This is a genomic window from Plantactinospora sp. WMMC1484, from assembly GCF_049315195.1.
Lineage (GTDB): Bacteria > Actinomycetota > Actinomycetes > Mycobacteriales > Micromonosporaceae > Plantactinospora.
This window is the reverse complement of sequence record NZ_CP186055.1, coordinates 4,486,504-4,500,850: the sequence shown is the minus strand read 5'-3', so window position 1 is coordinate 4,500,850 and position 14,347 is coordinate 4,486,504. Positions and strand designations below refer to the sequence as shown.

The window sequence follows — 14,347 nt, the reverse complement described above, 5'->3', positions numbered from 1 at the left end:
TCGCTGCTTCCCCCCGCACGGCCGGGCGGCACTGCCCGGCGTCGTCGTACGACATTTCGGCACGTCGTCACCTACCGGTCGGCACCCGGTACGACGAACCGCAGTCCCCGGTCGAGCAACCGGGGCAGCACGGTCTCCAGCGCCTCGACGGTCTGCGACCGGTCACCACCGCCGTCGTGACAGAGCAGGACGTGCCCGGGCCGGCTCCGGGACAGCCGTCGTGTGATCCGCGCCACCCCCGGGCTGCGCCAGTCGCTCGGGTTGACCGTCCAGTCCACCGGCGCCAGGCCGAGGTCGGCGCCGGCGCGCAGCACCGCCGGGGACCAGTTGCCGCCCGGGGCGCGGAACAGCCGGGGCGCCGCCCCGACGGCGTCCCCGATCCACCCCTGCGCATCGGCGATCTCGGCACGCAGCCGGGCGGGCGGCAGCGCGGCGAAGGGCTGCGGGTGCGACATGGAGTGGTTGCCGATCGCGTGTCCGGCCTCGCGGATCCGACGGGCCAGGTCGGGGTGCTCGCGTACCCGGGCGCCGATCAGGAAGAAGGTGGCCCGGACCCGGTGCCGGTCGAGAAGCTCCAGCATCCGGGGCGTCCACTCGGGGTGCGGCCCGTCGTCGACGGTCAGCGCCACGCTCCGGCCCGGCACCCCGAAGACCGGGCGGTGCGCATCGCCGAGCATCGGCCGGCGGCTCCGGAACTGCTGTGCCCGGAGCGCGAAGAGGAGGTAGTGCAGGGCCTGGGCCGACAGGTACGGCCAGCAGAGACGCCGGACGTACGGCTTCTCGCTCGGCGCCGCGCTCCCCCCGGCGGTCGGCCCGGTCATCGCGGCAGTTTCGCGGCGGCCACCCGGGCCGGGCCGAAGTTCCGGTCCGCCAGGTGGCGCAGCCCGCCGACCACGGCACCGGCGACGACGGTCAACTGGACCAGCAGATGTACCACATAGAAGAAGACGACGAAGCCGGGGCCGCGCCGGCGGGCCACGAAGCGCAGCAGTCCCGGGTCGGCGGCGACGAAGAGCAGCAGCAGGCCGAGCGGGACCAGCAGCAGCGCGGGGGCGGCGAGGCCGAGCGGCAGGGTCGCCGGCACCAGGGTGGCGCAGAGCAGCCCGGCCGGGGTGTTGGCGCGGATCCCGGCCGGCCCACGCTCGGCGAGCGCGACCGGCACCAGCAGCTGGGAGCGACCGAACTGCTTGCGCAGCAGCCGGCCGAGATGGCTGTCGTCGTCGTGCCGGCAGACCACCGTGTCGGTCAACACGATGCCGTACCGGTCACCCATCCGGTCGCCGAGCTCGACGTCCTCGGAGGCGCGCAGCCGCTCGTCGAATCCGCCGACGTCGGCGAAGACCGCGCGGCGGATCAGGCAGATCGCGAAGAGGGTGGTCCGGACCCGCCCCACGTTGCGCAGCCGCCAGTAGTGCCCGTGCAGCAGCCGGTACGCCTCCACCGGCCCGTCGTCGTAGAGCGGCCGCAGCGAGTAGATCCCGTGTACGCAGGCGACGTCGGGCTGCTCGGCGAGAATCGCCAGCGCGTTGCCGAGCGCCTCCGGCTCGGGTGCGCAGTCGGAGTCGAGGAAGAAGAGCAGCTCGCCTGTGCTGGCCCGGATGCCCCGGTTGCGGGCGGCCGCCGGGCCGGCGTTCTGCTCGGCGTGCAGCACGCGGCACGGGAACCCGGCGGCGATCTCGCGGGTGTCGTCGGTGCTGGCGTCGTCGACGACGATGACCTCGGTGACCGGGTGCCGTTGCGCGTAGACGGCCGCCAGGCACGCCTGCAGGGTCTTCGAGCCGTTGTGTACGGGGATGATGACCGACACCGTCGGCGCCATGTTCACCCACCTCAGCGATACTGCGTGACAACTGCCAGGGACATTGACATTTCGAGATCTACCTGTCGCGACCAAGTTATCCAGTGGCTTGTCCACTGGCAAGCGTTGCCTTACGTAGTCAAGGTTGCGTACAGCACGGGTCCAGAGAAGATCCCGTACCAATCGATAGCGTTCCGACATGCCCAATCTGGTCAGCCTGTCCGATTGCGATCGACTCACCGTTCGCGAGGTGCACGACCTCTATCGTTCCTACGTCAACGCGAGCCAGGTCAGCCTGATGACCTCGTTCGGGTTCGGCCGGGAATTGGTCGACCACGCCGAAGGCGCACACCTGGTGCTCCGGGACGGCCGCCGCATCCTCGACCTCACCGGCGGGGTGGGCGTACTCAACCACGGTCACAACCATCCGCGCATCCTGGCGGCCCGGCGGCGCTTCGCCGAGCAGCGGCGGATGGAGGTGCACAAAACCTACTTCTCCCCCTACCTGGCGGCGCTCGGCCACAACCTGGCTCAGCTTCTCCCCGGCGACCTGCGGATGTCCTTCCTGCCCAACTCGGGCGCGGAGGCGGTCGAGGGGGCGGTGAAGCTGGCGTACAAGTACCACGGCGGCCGGCGGGGCACGATCCTGCGGGCCGACCGCGGGTTCCACGGAAAGCTGCTCGGATCGGGCGGGCTGACCGGACAACCGTCGTTCGACTTTCCCACCATTCCCGGCATAGTTCCATTTACCTATGGAGACCTGGACTCGGTCCGCCAGGCCGTCGCGTCCCATCCACGGGACGTTTACGCACTTGTCGTCGAGCCGTTCAGCGCCTCCACGGTGACATGGTGCGACGAGGACTTTCTGCGCGGCATTCGCGAGCTGTGCGACCGGCACGACATCGTGCTCATATTCGACGAGATCTACACCGGTTGGGGTAAGACCGGCAGCCTCTTCTACTTCATGCGGTATCCCGGGCTGGTGCCGGACGTCCTTACCACGTCCAAGTCCTTCGGCGGTGGAAAGTCATCGATTTCTGCATTCGTCGCCCGGGAGCGGGTTTTCCGGAAGGCGTACGACAACCTGACCGACGCGCTGCTGCAGAGCACCAGCACCACGTACTACGGCATGGGCGAGGAGTGCGTCACCGCGCTCGAGGCGATCAACATCGTCGTGGAGGACGACTACCCGGCCCGGGCCCGCGAGCTGGAACGGGTGCTGGAGCCGGCGCTGAAACGGCTGGCCAAGGAGTTCCCGGACGTGGTGGGCCGGGTCGCCGGGGCGGGCGCGCTCTGGGGCGTCCAGATCGAGGGTGGCCCAAAGATCCTCGACCTGGTTTCCCGGCTCGCCCCGGCCGGGATGGCCCGGGACCCGAGGTTCAAGGCGAAGCTGGTCACCTGCGCGGTGATCCAGGCACTCTACGCCGACCACGACATCTACACCTACTACACCCTCAACGGCCGCAACCCGCTGGTCATCGGGCCGTCCCTGGTCACTGACCCGGCAGATGTGCAGCGCGCCACCGACGCGCTCGGCGAGGTGCTGGAACAGGGGCTCGGCAAGCTCGTCACCCGGTTCGTGACGCAGAAGGTGGGATCGGCGCTGTGGTGATCACCGTTACCGGTGCCGCCGGGATGCTCGGCTCCCGGCTCGTCGAGCGGCTGACCGCCGACGGACACGACGTGCGCGGCGTGGATCTGCGGAGGGAGCCCGGCGTCACCCTGGTCGGCGACATCCGCGACCCGAGGGTGATGGACGAGGCCGCCGACGGCGCGGCGGCGGTGCTGCACTGCGCGGCGGCGCTGCCCAGCTATGCCGCCGCCGAGATCCGCTCGATCATTGTGGAGGGCACCGCTAACGTGCTGCGGGCGGCCCGGCGGGCCCGGGTGGAGCGGGTCCTGCACGTCTCCTCGACCGCCGTCTACGGCCTGCCCCGCCAGGTGCCGACGCCGGAGGAGCACCCCCGGGAGCCGGTCGACACCTACAGCGCGGCGAAGGCAACCGCCGAGGAGATCGCCGAACGGTACCGGGCCGAGGGCCTGCCGACCGCGATCCTCCGGCCGAAGACCTTCCTCGGACCGGGCCGGATGGGGCTCTTCGCGATGCTCTTCGAGTGGGCCGAGGAGGGCCGCAACTTCCCCGTGCTCGGCTCGGGCGACGTCCGGATCCAGATGTTCGCCGTCGACGACCTGGTGGAGGCGGTGGTCACCGTGCTGGCCGCGCCGGAGGAGGTGGCGAACGACACCTACAACCTCGCCGCCGAGCGATTCCGCACGCTGCGCGAGGACTTCCAGTCGGTGCTGGACGCCGCCGGGCACGGCAAGCGGGTCGTCGGGGTACCGGCCCGGCCGGCACTGTTCGCGTTGGAGCTGCTGGAGCGCAGCCGGCTCTCCCCGGTCTACGGCCGCCTGCTGCACAAGTTGCGGCACGACTCCTACGTGAGCATCGACAAGGCCATCCAGCGCCTCGGCTTCACGCCCAAGTTCTCCAACGAGGACGCCATCCTGCGCACGTACGAGTGGTGGCGTGCCAGCCGCGCTGCGGCCGGAGGTGCGGCCGGGCCGATGGGCTCCCGCGCGACCGGGGCGGCGCCGGGCGGCGGGCGGACCAGCCGCGAGCCATGGCGGCAGGGTGCGCTGTCCCTTGCGAAGATCTTCTTCTGACGGGAGTTCAGGTGACCGCCGTCGAGACCGCCGTCGAGACCGCCCTACCGGCCGCCGCGCCGCCGGCCGCGCCCGCGCCCGCGCGTGCGCTCCGGCCGGCCGTGCTGGCCCGGGCGCTCGTCGTGCTCACCCGCCCCGGCCACGCGGTCAAGAACCTGCTGGCCGTGCCGCTGGCGTTGATCGACACGCCGGTCTGGACCGGGTCGGCGCTGCTGCGTACCGGCTGGGCCGTGCTGGTGTTCACGGTCGCCGCATCGACGATCTACATCGTCAACGACATCGTGGACCGCCGGCTGGACCGCACTCATCCGGTCAAACGGCACCGCCCGGTCGCCGCCGGGACGGTGCCGGTCCCGCTGGCCTGGCTGCTCGCCGTCGGGCTGGCCGGGCTGCTGCTCGGGCTGGTCCTCGCCGGACCCGCCGTGCCGTGGTGGCCGCTGGTCGGCTACCTCGGCCTCAGCATCGCCTACAGCAGGTGGCTCAAGCACCTGCCGATGCTGGACATCTGCGTGGTCGCCGCCGGCTTCGTGCTGCGGGTCCTCCAGGGGTACGCCGCCACCGGAGCGGCCCCGTCCGGGCTGCTGCTCACCGCCGTCTTCGGCGGCTGCCTGGTGCTGATCCTCGGCAAGCGGCGGCACGAGCTGGCGGTCGCCGGATCGGCGCACCGCCCCGCGCTGGCCGGCTACAACGTCCCGCTCACCGACCACCTGCTCGGGCTGAACGCCGCGTTGACCTGCACCACCTTCCTGCTCTACCTCAACACCGACGCGCCGCTGGGGCCCTGGCGCCCGGTCACCCTCGCCGTGGTGGTGCCGCTCGGCCTGCTCGCCGCGTTCCGCTACCTGCAGGCCGTGCTGGTCCGGCAGTCCGGCGGGGATCCGATCCGGGCCCTGCTGCACGACAGGATGATCGTGGCCAGCGCTGTCCTGATCGGCACCACGCTGGCCCTGGCGGAACTCGGCGCCCGCTATCCCGCCCTGCTCACCTGGATCGAGAACTGACGACCTGGATCGAGTAATGACCGACGTGGATCGAGATATGACCGACCTGGATCGAGATATGACCGACCTGGATGGAGACATGAACGGACCGCTCGTCTCGGTCATCGTGCCGAACTACAACTACGCGCGGGCGCTCGGGCTATGCCTCGACGCGCTGCGCGCCCAGACCTATCCGCGGCTGGAACTGATCGTGGTCGACGACTGCAGCACCGACGACTCGGTCGCGGTCGCGCAGGCGTACGGCGCACGCGTGCTGCGTACGACGAGCAACTCCGGACCGGCGGCGGCCCGCAACCTCGGCGCGGCGAACGCCAACGGCGAGATCCTCTTTTTCGTCGACTCGGACGTCGCGGCAAAGCCGGACGCGGTCGCCAACGCCGTGGAACTGCTCACCGCCGACCCGGAGATCGGAGCGGTCTGCGGCAACTACGACCCGGTGCCGCTGGTCCGGGACAGCCTGCTGGAGGAGTACCGATGCCTCCAGCAGTCCTACTGGCTGATCGCCGACGAGGGCCGGATCATGACGCTCTACACGGCGCTGCTGGCGATTCCGGCCCGGGTCTTCGTCGAGATCGGACCCTTCAACCCGCGGCTGCGGGAGACCGAGAACGCCGACTACGGCATGCGGCTCGCCCAGCGCTACCAGATCTGGCTCTCGCCAAGGGTGCGCGGCGTGCACGACCACGACGCCGACCTGGGTGTGCTGGTCCGCAAGGTCTTCACCCGCACCGCCCTGCACATCCCGATGTACGCCCGCCGGCCGGAGTTTCCCGGCGGGCTCAGCAGCGGGCCGCGCGCCTGGGTCAGCGTGGCCGCCCTGCTGACCGTGCTGACCCTGGTCCTTCCGGTGCTCTTCGGCGCGGCGTTCCTGGCGGTGCCGCTGGTCGCCCTCGCCGCCTGCCTCGCCGGGGACCGGCCGATGTACCGGTTCGTGCGCCGGGAACGTGGCATCCTCTTCCTCGGCTACTTCGTCGCCATGCACTTCCTGCTCAATCTGGTGATCGCGGTCGCCGCGCTGTCGGGGATGGCCGCCTGGCTCGCCTCGGGCCGGTTCCGGGGCCTCTACGACCGGCCGGAGGTGGCCACCCGATGACCCCAGACGGTGCCCGAAACGGTGCCCCCGACGGCGGTGCCCCCGACGGCGGTGTCCGCGACGGCGGTGCCCCCGACGGCGGTGGACCGCTGGTCTCGGTGATCGTGCCGAACTACAACTACGCCGAGTCGCTGGACCTGTGCCTGCGGTCGATCCTGGACCAGACGTACCCGGAGATCGAGATCCTGATGGTCGACGACTGCTCGACCGATCACTCGGTCGCGGTGGCCGAGGCCCTGGGCGTGCGGGTGGTGAGCACCGGGCGCAACGGCGGCTGCGGCCGGGCCCGCAACATCGGCGCCGCGCACACCAGCGGGGATCTGATCTGCTACGTCGACTCCGACCTGGTGCTCGCCCCGGACGCGGTCACGAACGCGGTACGGCTGATCCTCGCCGACCCGAAAATCGGCGCGGTCTGCGGGATCGAGGACCCCGAGCCGCTGCTGCACGACACGGTGGTGGCCCGGTACCGTGGCCTGCAGTATCACTACTGGTCGATAAGCTCGGAGGGCGACGTGTCGTTCCTCTTCCCGGCCGTCTGCCTGCTCCGCCGCCAGATCTTCGAGGAGATCGGCCCGTTCAATCCGGAGCTGCGGCACACCGAGGAGGTCGACTACGGTTACCGGCTGACCCGGCGTTACCGCCTGGTGCTCACCTCCCGGGTACGCGGCCGGCACGACCACGACCACGAGCTGCGCGGCCTGCTCCGTAAGCTGTTCCACCGGGGCCGGCTGCGGATCCCGCTCTACGCCCGGGCCCGCCGGTTCGGGCAGGGCTTCGAGACCGCCGCCCGCGCCTGGGGCAGCCTGGCGGCATTCGGGACGCTTCCCGCACTGGCCCTGCCGCTGCTGCTCGGCCCGTGGGGGCTGGTCGTCCCGGCCGGGCTGCTGGCCGCATCACTCGGCTGCGACGCCGGCATGTACGGCTTCGTACGCCGCCGCCACGGACTGCCGTTCCTGGCCTTCTTCGCCGGGCTGCACTTCCTGGTCAACGTCACGATCACCGCCGGGGTCGCCACCGGTACGCTGCAGTGGCTCGCCTCCGGCACGTTCCGCCGGCTCTACGACGCCTCGTTCCCGGTCGACCCCACCCCCCTGCAGGGCCCGGCATGACGGTCACCGCCGCCGGCAGCGGTGCTGCACCCCCTGGCGGGCAACCGGCGTCGGCCGGCACAACAGGGGGATTGGAGCCGCCGTCCAGTCAGGATCCGGCTGGTCAGGCGCTCTCCGGGCGAGCGCTGCCTGGCCGGGAGCGTCCTGATGCCGGGCGACCGGTCCCGGTCACCGGGTCGCGGGCGGCGTCGGGTGGGGGCCGGCGTGGCTGGCGGTGGTGGCTCTACACAGGTCTGGTGGGCGCCGGGGCACTCTGGCTCGCCTTCACCGTGGCGCACCTGGTGCTCAGTGGCCGGTGGTGGCTCTGGCTGGCGGTCGACGCGATCCCACCGGTGGCCTTCGTCGGCGTACCGCTGCTGCTGGCCGCGACCGCCGCGCCGTGCGGCCGGTCGCGCCGGCCGGTCGCGCTGCTCTCCGCCGCAGCACTGCTGCTCGGCGGCCAGCTCTCCGGGATCAACCTGCGCGGGCTCGCCGGCGGCGACGGTCCACCCCCGCCCGGCGCGGTCCGGGTCTTCAGCTGGAACACCGGGTACTGGGACGAGGGCGGCCAGACCGAGCGGATGTACGCCCTGCTCCGGGCCGCCGACGCCGACGTCTACCTGCTCCAGGAGTACTGGTACGAGCACTCCCCCGGCCCGACCGGGGCGGAGCTGGCCCGGCTGCACGCCGAGTTTCCCGGCTTCGAGATCGCGGTCGCCGGCGAACTGGTGACGCTCTCCCGCTTTCCGATCCTGCGTCGGATGCCGCTGCTCGCACCGGAGATGCCGCCTCCGCTCTGGGGCTCGGCCGATGCGTGGAACCACAAGGTGCTCCGTACCGACCTCGATCTCGGGTCGGGGCGGAAACTGTCGGTCTACAACCTGCACCTGCCGGTGCAACTGGTCCCGGACCACAGCCCGCTCGGTGGCGAGTTCTACCGGGTGATCCGGCAGCAGCACGCGCAGCGCGAGCCGCAGTGGCGGGCGCTGGCGGCGGACGTGGCGGCGAACCGGAGTCCGGTGCTGGTCGCCGGGGACCTCAACACCAGCCCGGCAATGGGCGACCTGGCCAAGCTGCCGGGTGGGCTGCGGGACGCGAGCTACGCGTCGTCGTCGCGCTATCCGGCAACCTGGTCGGACGTGCCCGGCTGGCCCCGGCTGTGGCGGCTGGACTGGGCGTTCGTCTCGGCGGCGGTCCGGGTGCACTCCTACCGGTTCGGCGGGTCGACCGGCGGTGTCTCCGACCACCGGCCCCAGCAATTGGTGATCTCGACGGGTCAGCCCGGCACGTCCGGGTCGGCGTCGAGGTAGCGGACACCGAGCCGATCCAGCAACGGGCGTAGCTGGTAGATGTCGAGCCCGAGTACGCCGTCGGCGAGCTGCCGGCGCCGCTCCTCCTCGGCGGCCTGGCGCGCGGCCCCGGCGGCGGCCACCTCGCGGGCCCGCTCCCGGGGCACCACCACGACCCCGTCGTCGTCCGCCACGATCACGTCGCCGGGGCGCACGCAGGCGCGGCCGAGCACGATCGGGACGTTCACCGAGCCGGGGCTCGCCTTGACGGTGCCCTGAGCGGAGACCGCCCGGGACCAGACCGGAAAGGCCATCCCGGTCAGCGCGGCGACATCGCGGCACCCCGCGTCGATGACGAGCCCGAGGACGCCGCGGGCCCGCAGCGAGGTGGCCAGTAACTCACCGAAGGCCCCGTCCGTGCTCGGCGAGGTGGAGGCGACCACGAGCACGTCTCCCGGGCCGGTCTGCTCGACCGCCGCGTGGATCATCAGGTTGTCACCCGGCGGGGCCGAGACGGTGACCGCCCGGCCGGAGATCCGGGCACCCGGATAAATTGGTCGGAGTAGGTGCCCGAGGAGCCCGGTGCGGCCCTGGGCCTCGTGCACCGTCGCCACGCCTTGCCGGCCGAGGTGCGCGACGGCGTCGGCCGGCGGTGCGGCGGCGCTGCGGACGATGACGTGCCCGTGCGTGCGACTGGGTTCGTAGCGGTCGCTGGCCGTCACAGCAGTTCGCCTCCGACCACCGGAAAGATTCGCTGGAACGCTTCGGCGTGGGTGATCGACCGGTTTCCACCGTTGCGCACCGCCTGCACACCGCGCCGGATGCCGAGATCCGTGTAGTAGGCCACCAGGTGACTCTGGGCTCCCATGATCCGCATCGCCTCGATCTTGCGGTCGAAGACGGTGCTGACGTCCAGCAGCAGGTTCGGGACGAAGTCGCACTGCTCGGGCTGGTGCGGCTCGAACTGCAACACGTTCGGCGCGCCGATCGGCCGGGTCTGCGGGTCGTGCCCGGCCGCCTGGGCGACCATGCGCGCCCGCAGCACGATCTCGTGCGCCAGCGAATGGTCGAGGTTGTATGGGTCCCGCGCGGGATGGGTAATGATCACGGCCGGGTTCACCCGTCGGATGGTCGTGGTCACGCGGTCGTGAAGGTCGTCCGTCGCCCGTAGTGGGTAGTCCCCGGCGTCGAGGAAGTCGATCTCGGCGCCGAGCACCGCCGCCGCCCGACCGGCCTCGTCGCGTCTCGCCTCCTTCACCCGCTCCAGGGTCATCCCGGGTTGCTTCCACAGCCCCGGTGACTCGCCCCGCTCGCCGAAGGTCAGGCAGAGCACGTGGACCACCTGGCCCCGGGAGGCGCTGAGCGCCAGTGCGCCGCCGGCACGCCAGACGAAGTCGGCGGCATGCGCGCTGACCACGAGGACCGGCCCCCGCCCGACCGGAGACGCTGTCATCGACGATCCCTTCGGAGCGGTTCGGTGGGCGCGTTCGTGCTCCCCGGCACGTGCCCCGGCTCGATGGCCGACAGTGCGATCGTAGGTCCGGGCGTCACTATTGCCAACAATGTCGTCAACAATTTGACGCCCGGTCAGGGCCTCGCCCTCGGAGAGCCGCGCTCCCCCGGTCTCCGGGCTGTCGGGCGCCGCCTGCCGGGGGACGGACGGGACAGCGGCCAGGCCGGCGGCCGGGCCATGCCGCCGTGCGCCGTCCGAAGGCGGCGTGTACAGTAATGCCCCGTGCGGCGCTGCGGCGGACGCCAGGCGAGATCATCGTCTTGGCGCATCGCGGTGACGGCATGCAGGTCCGGGTGGCGGAATGGCAGACGCGCTAGCTTGAGGTGCTAGTGCCCGTATAGGGCGTGGGGGTTCAAGTCCCCCCTCGGACACGCAAACCCCTGCGAAGCATTCATATGTGGCGATTGCTTCGTTTCGTCTTGCCCGCTGAGGCGCGTTGACGCGGAGCCCGCCCGCTTGCTGTGATCGGGTTCCGGGTTCCCTGGCTGATCTTAAGTCCTGTCGCTTCGGTCTCGAGGGTGACGCCGTGCGGCTCGCAGATGATCGTGATCGCGTGGTTGCGGAGGAATCGGGCCAGCGCGACCGGATCGTTGGCTTGTTCCACGCCTTCGAGTTCTTGTCGGATTTGGCTGTCGTGGCTGTCGAGCCGGTGGAGTTGGGTTGGGAGGTGGCGCGGGCGACGATGACGTCCTCGCGGAGGTGAAGGTTCCCGGCTTGGCGTGTGCTGGGGTGGTGGGCGGTGGTGTGGCCGTGCCGGCATCGGTAGCAGGGGTTGCCGTGGCTCCACTGCGATTCCAGGCTGCGCCCGCACAGCCGGCAGCGCAGTAGCCCGACCAGCAGGTAGGTGCGCTTGGTGCCGGTGCTGGGCTGGGGGACAGCGGTGACGGCCTGGGCGGCGACGAAGTCGGGCCTTACCCCTTGATCTTGGACACTTGAACCTTGGATCGTGAGGTCCGGGTAGATCAGGAGTCCTGGAACAGCATGGCGAACAAGCACTATCCCGCACAGTTCAAGGCCGACGCGGTGGCGTTGTACCGGTCGAGGCCGGGTACCACGATCGCGGAGGTCGCCGACGATCTCGGCGTCAACCGGGAGACAATGCGCAGCTGGGTTCGCGCCGACGACCAGCGCCGTGACCGCGGGTCCGGGCGGCCTGCCGCAGCGGCGGCCAAGCCGGAGTCGGGCTCGGTCGAGGCGGAGAACGCCGAGCTGCGGCGGCGGGTCCGGGAGCTGGAGGAGGAACGCGACATCCTGCGCAAGGCGGCCCGGTATTTCGCCGGGGAGACGCGCTGGTGAACCGCTTCCAGTTCGTCGCCGACCACCAGCAGCGCTACGGCGTGAAGCGGTTGTGCCAGGTCCTCGGGGTGGCTCGGTCGAGCTACTACTACTGGACGTCCACCGCGCCGGCCCGGGCGGCCCGGCAGGCCGCCGACCTCGTGCTGGCCCGGCAGATCCGCAAGGTCCACGCGGCCGACAACACCTACGGGGCACCGCGGATCACCGCCGAGCTCCGCGACGGCGGCACCGCGGTCAACCACAAGCGCGTCGAACGGGTGATGCGCTCGATCGGTGTGCAGGGCTTGCGGCTGCGTCGCCGTACCCGGACCACCATCCCGGATCCGGCCGCGGTCAAGGCTGCGGACCTGATCAGCCGGGACTTCACCGCACCCGTGGTCAACCAGCGTTACGTCGGTGACATCACCTACCTGCCGGTCGGTGAGCGCGGGTTCCTCTACCTGGCCACCGTCATCGACCTGCACTCCCGCCGCCTCGCAGGCTGGGCGATCGCCGACCACATGCGCACCGACCTGATCATCGACGCGCTCACCGCCGCCCGGCGCACCCGGGGCAGCCTGGCCGGGGCGATCTTCCACAGCGACCACGGAGCCCAGTACACGTCGAAAGCCTTCGCGGCCGCTTGCGCGGCGGCCGGCGTCCGGCAGTCGATGAGCAAGGTCGGCACCTCGGCCGACAACGCCCTGGCCGAGTCGTTCAACGCGACCTTCAAACGCGAGACCCTGCAAGGCCGCCGAGCGTTCACCGACGAACGCGACGCCCGCCTCACCAGCTTCCGCTGGCTGCACCGCTACAACACCGTCCGCCGCCACTCCCGGCTCGGACAGCAGTCCCCGATCACCTACGAGCGGACCCAAGAAAGCTCAGCTACCATCACACAAGCCGCATAGACCCCGTGTCCAAGTTCCGGGGGTAAGGCCCGTCTTGCACGCTGACCAGACTGGGGTGGGTGGGCTTGGCGGAGATTGCCCACTGGGTGCCGGCGTTGAGCCGGTGTACCTGCATGAGGCCGGGTAGCTGATTCTGGGTGCGTTCGCTGTCGGTGCGGTTACGGTTCCAGACTTGTCGGCCGGTGTAGCGGGGGTTGGCCAGTATCGCCGCGACGGTGCGAAGCCGCCACCCGTTACCGGAGCGGTGTGGGTTGCGTTCGCGGTCTGCGGCGGACGGGCACGGCACATTCTTGTCGTTGAGGAGCCGGGCGATACCGGCGATGCTGTGTCCGGCCAGTCGCTGGGCGAACATCCACGTCACGTTCGGGGCGGTTTCGGGGTCCGGCTCAAGGCGGTGCAGCCGCCGGCCCCATCGTGCGTGCGCCTGGTTCGGGTGAGGGCCGGCGTCAACGAGCCGGTATCCGTAGGGCGGTCGGCCGCCGAGGTAGCGGCCCTGCACTCGGGTTTGTGCCTGCATCGCCATGGTGGTGCGGAACCGGGCGCGCTGGACTTCGCGTTTGGCCTGCGCACCGAGCAGCATCAGCAGCGCCTGGTGGGTCACGTCGTTGAAGTTGATCGGTCCGTCGGTTTCGGGTAGCCACAGCTGCACATCGTGCTGTTGTAACAACGCGGCCACGTGGCGGATCTGACCGCCGGAGAACGCCCGCGCGTACTCACCGACCACGATCGCGTCGAACCCCCGGTGAGGGTTGGCTACCGCGGCGAGTAGTGCCGCGGCCTGCGGCCGGTCGGCCCAGGACAGTTCGCGGGTGAAACCGACGTCGAAGAACTGCGCCACGATCCGCCCTCGTCCGGCGATCAACTCGGTCGCGACGTCGAGCTGCCAGCGGCGCGAGGAGACCGGGTCCTGGTAGTCCTTGGTCGACACCCGCCCGTAGAACGCGAACCTCAACCCGGCTCCCGTGCCGCTACCACGCCGGCGGACCCGCGGCGTCTTGCCGCCGATCCACGCCGCGAGTAGATCCTCGTCACCGGCATGGGACACAGCTGCCGTGTCGATCACTGGCTGTCCTGGCGTAGCTGGTCGCGGGCCTCCATGAGCGCGAAGCCGAGCAGGTTGTGGCCCTGCCACCGTGCCGGGTCGCCGGCCCGGGGATCGTCGGCGGCGAGCCCGATGCCCCAGATCCGGTCCACCGGGCTGGCCTCCACCAGCACCCGGTTGCCGGTACCGAGCAGGTACGAGCGTAGGTCGGGATGCTGTCCGAACTTGGCGGTGTTGCCGGCGACCACGATCGCGTACCGGTGGGTCTCCCAGACGGTTGGGTCGAAGCTGCGGACCTGTCGCCCCAGCGTCTTCGCGCGATGCGGATGTGACGCGGCAAGGATCTGCCCGGCGATGTCGATGTCATCGAACAGCATCGCCTTGGACCACATCATGTAGTGCTCGGCCGTGGCGAACTGCCGTTCGTCGACGGTGAACACGGCCGGCCACCACTGGCTCAAGCAGCCAGCGCCGACGCTGCCGCCCGGCTGCGGCTGATGCCCCCAGAAGTACAGGAACTTGACCTTCTCGCCGGCGGCAACGAGGCCGACCACGTCGGCGATGGTACGGGCGAACACGCGGCTACTCTGCCCGTCCGGTCCACGCCCGCGCCACCGATATGTCGCTCGTGGCAGCCGGTCATTCCACCCGCAGGATCCCCCTGGACGGC

General features: G+C 70.8%; 14 protein-coding genes and 1 tRNA gene. 9 read left to right on the top strand and 6 right to left on the bottom strand.

Features of this window, described 5'->3' with window-relative positions; genetic code table 11:
• Nucleotides 1-71 precede the first annotated feature (71 nt).
• Nucleotides 72-821 carry a polysaccharide deacetylase family protein gene (locus ACN28C_RS19745; protein ID WP_422769014.1) on the bottom strand — a complete coding sequence of 250 codons (750 nt, stop codon included), beginning with the start codon at nucleotides 819-821 and terminating at the stop codon, nucleotides 72-74.
• Nucleotides 818-1,819 carry a glycosyltransferase family 2 protein gene (locus ACN28C_RS19740; RefSeq protein WP_422769013.1) on the bottom strand — a complete coding sequence of 334 codons (1,002 nt, stop codon included), beginning with the start codon at nucleotides 1,817-1,819 and terminating at the stop codon, nucleotides 818-820. Before ACN28C_RS19740 ends, ACN28C_RS19745 begins: the two co-directional genes overlap by 4 nt.
• 277 nt (nucleotides 1,820-2,096) lie before the next feature.
• Here ACN28C_RS19740 and ACN28C_RS19735 point away from each other — a divergent pair, with 277 nt between their 5' ends.
• The 6 genes from ACN28C_RS19735 (at nucleotide 2,097) to ACN28C_RS19710 (ending at nucleotide 8,957) form a co-directional block, all read left to right on the top strand.
• Nucleotides 2,097-3,410: an aspartate aminotransferase family protein gene (locus ACN28C_RS19735; RefSeq protein ID WP_422774738.1), complete on the top strand. Its 1,314-nt coding sequence runs from the start codon at nucleotides 2,097-2,099 to the stop codon at nucleotides 3,408-3,410.
• Nucleotides 3,404-4,462 (top strand): NAD-dependent epimerase/dehydratase family protein, encoded by a 1,059-nt coding sequence (locus ACN28C_RS19730; protein ID WP_422769012.1) that lies wholly within the window; start codon nucleotides 3,404-3,406, stop codon nucleotides 4,460-4,462. The genes ACN28C_RS19735 and ACN28C_RS19730 overlap by 7 nt, the downstream gene beginning before the upstream one ends.
• Nucleotides 4,463-4,473: 11 nt before the next feature.
• Nucleotides 4,474-5,463: a UbiA prenyltransferase family protein gene (locus ACN28C_RS19725; protein WP_422769011.1), complete on the top strand. Its 990-nt coding sequence runs from the start codon at nucleotides 4,474-4,476 to the stop codon at nucleotides 5,461-5,463.
• 79 nt (nucleotides 5,464-5,542) lie between these two features.
• The gene (locus ACN28C_RS19720) at nucleotides 5,543-6,556 is read left to right on the top strand and encodes a glycosyltransferase family 2 protein (protein ID WP_422769010.1); all 1,014 of its coding nucleotides are present in this window, start codon (nucleotides 5,543-5,545) and stop codon (nucleotides 6,554-6,556) included.
• The gene (locus ACN28C_RS19715) at nucleotides 6,553-7,668 is read left to right on the top strand and encodes a glycosyltransferase family 2 protein (protein WP_422769009.1); all 1,116 of its coding nucleotides are present in this window, start codon (nucleotides 6,553-6,555) and stop codon (nucleotides 7,666-7,668) included. The genes ACN28C_RS19720 and ACN28C_RS19715 overlap by 4 nt, the downstream gene beginning before the upstream one ends.
• A gap of 236 nt (nucleotides 7,669-7,904) precedes the next feature.
• Nucleotides 7,905-8,957 carry an endonuclease/exonuclease/phosphatase family protein gene (locus tag ACN28C_RS19710; RefSeq protein ID WP_422769008.1) on the top strand — a complete coding sequence of 351 codons (1,053 nt, stop codon included), beginning with the start codon at nucleotides 7,905-7,907 and terminating at the stop codon, nucleotides 8,955-8,957.
• Here ACN28C_RS19710 and ACN28C_RS19705 read toward each other — a convergent pair.
• Nucleotides 8,924-9,658, bottom strand: coding sequence for a 4-carboxy-4-hydroxy-2-oxoadipate aldolase/oxaloacetate decarboxylase (locus ACN28C_RS19705; RefSeq protein WP_422769007.1), 735 nt, complete (start codon nucleotides 9,656-9,658; stop codon nucleotides 8,924-8,926). The genes ACN28C_RS19710 and ACN28C_RS19705 overlap by 34 nt on opposite strands.
• Nucleotides 9,655-10,389: a PIG-L deacetylase family protein gene (locus ACN28C_RS19700; RefSeq protein WP_422769006.1), complete on the bottom strand. Its 735-nt coding sequence runs from the start codon at nucleotides 10,387-10,389 to the stop codon at nucleotides 9,655-9,657. Before ACN28C_RS19700 ends, ACN28C_RS19705 begins: the two co-directional genes overlap by 4 nt.
• Before the next feature lie 347 nt (nucleotides 10,390-10,736).
• Here ACN28C_RS19700 and ACN28C_RS19695 point away from each other — a divergent pair.
• The 3 genes from ACN28C_RS19695 to ACN28C_RS19685 all read left to right on the top strand — a co-directional run bounded on the left by ACN28C_RS19695 (nucleotide 10,737) and on the right by ACN28C_RS19685 (nucleotide 12,635).
• A tRNA-Leu gene (locus ACN28C_RS19695) sits at nucleotides 10,737-10,820 on the top strand.
• A gap of 155 nt (nucleotides 10,821-10,975) precedes the next feature.
• The gene (locus ACN28C_RS19690) at nucleotides 10,976-11,152 is read left to right on the top strand and encodes a hypothetical protein (protein ID WP_422769005.1); all 177 of its coding nucleotides are present in this window, start codon (nucleotides 10,976-10,978) and stop codon (nucleotides 11,150-11,152) included.
• 278 nt (nucleotides 11,153-11,430) lie between these two features.
• Nucleotides 11,431-12,635 (top strand): IS3 family transposase gene (locus ACN28C_RS19685; RefSeq protein ID WP_422768980.1). Its coding sequence is split into 2 segments (ribosomal slippage): nucleotides 11,431-11,731 and nucleotides 11,731-12,635, totalling 1,206 coding nucleotides; the frame shifts between segments, so codons are not numbered across the junction.
• Here the strand turns inward: ACN28C_RS19685 and ACN28C_RS19680 are convergent.
• Together ACN28C_RS19680 and ACN28C_RS19675 are read right to left on the bottom strand one after the other, a co-directional pair.
• Nucleotides 12,619-13,698, bottom strand: a complete 1,080-nt coding sequence (locus ACN28C_RS19680) for a recombinase family protein (RefSeq protein WP_422769004.1) — start codon at nucleotides 13,696-13,698, stop codon at nucleotides 12,619-12,621. The two genes, ACN28C_RS19685 and ACN28C_RS19680, sit on opposite strands and share 17 nt — an antisense overlap.
• Entirely contained in the window at nucleotides 13,695-14,255 is a 561-nt protein-coding gene (locus ACN28C_RS19675; protein WP_422769003.1) for an NADAR family protein, read from the bottom strand. The genes ACN28C_RS19680 and ACN28C_RS19675 overlap by 4 nt, the downstream gene beginning before the upstream one ends.
• Between the last annotated feature and the right edge of the window lie 92 nt (nucleotides 14,256-14,347).

Bases quoted from the DNA above. Each gene is read 5' to 3' on its own strand.
- ACN28C_RS19745 (WP_422769014.1), bottom strand. From the start codon at position 821: ATGACCGGGCCGACCGCCGGGGGGAGCGCGGCGCCGAGCGAGAAGCCG.
- ACN28C_RS19740 (WP_422769013.1), bottom strand. From the start codon at position 1,819: ATGGCGCCGACGGTGTCGGTCATCATCCCCGTACACAACGGCTCGAAG.
- ACN28C_RS19735 (WP_422774738.1), top strand. From the start codon at position 2,097: ATGACCTCGTTCGGGTTCGGCCGGGAATTGGTCGACCACGCCGAAGGC.
- ACN28C_RS19720 (WP_422769010.1), top strand. From the start codon at position 5,543: ATGAACGGACCGCTCGTCTCGGTCATCGTGCCGAACTACAACTACGCG.
- ACN28C_RS19715 (WP_422769009.1), top strand. From the start codon at position 6,553: ATGACCCCAGACGGTGCCCGAAACGGTGCCCCCGACGGCGGTGCCCCC.
- ACN28C_RS19700 (WP_422769006.1), bottom strand. From the start codon at position 10,389: ATGACAGCGTCTCCGGTCGGGCGGGGGCCGGTCCTCGTGGTCAGCGCG.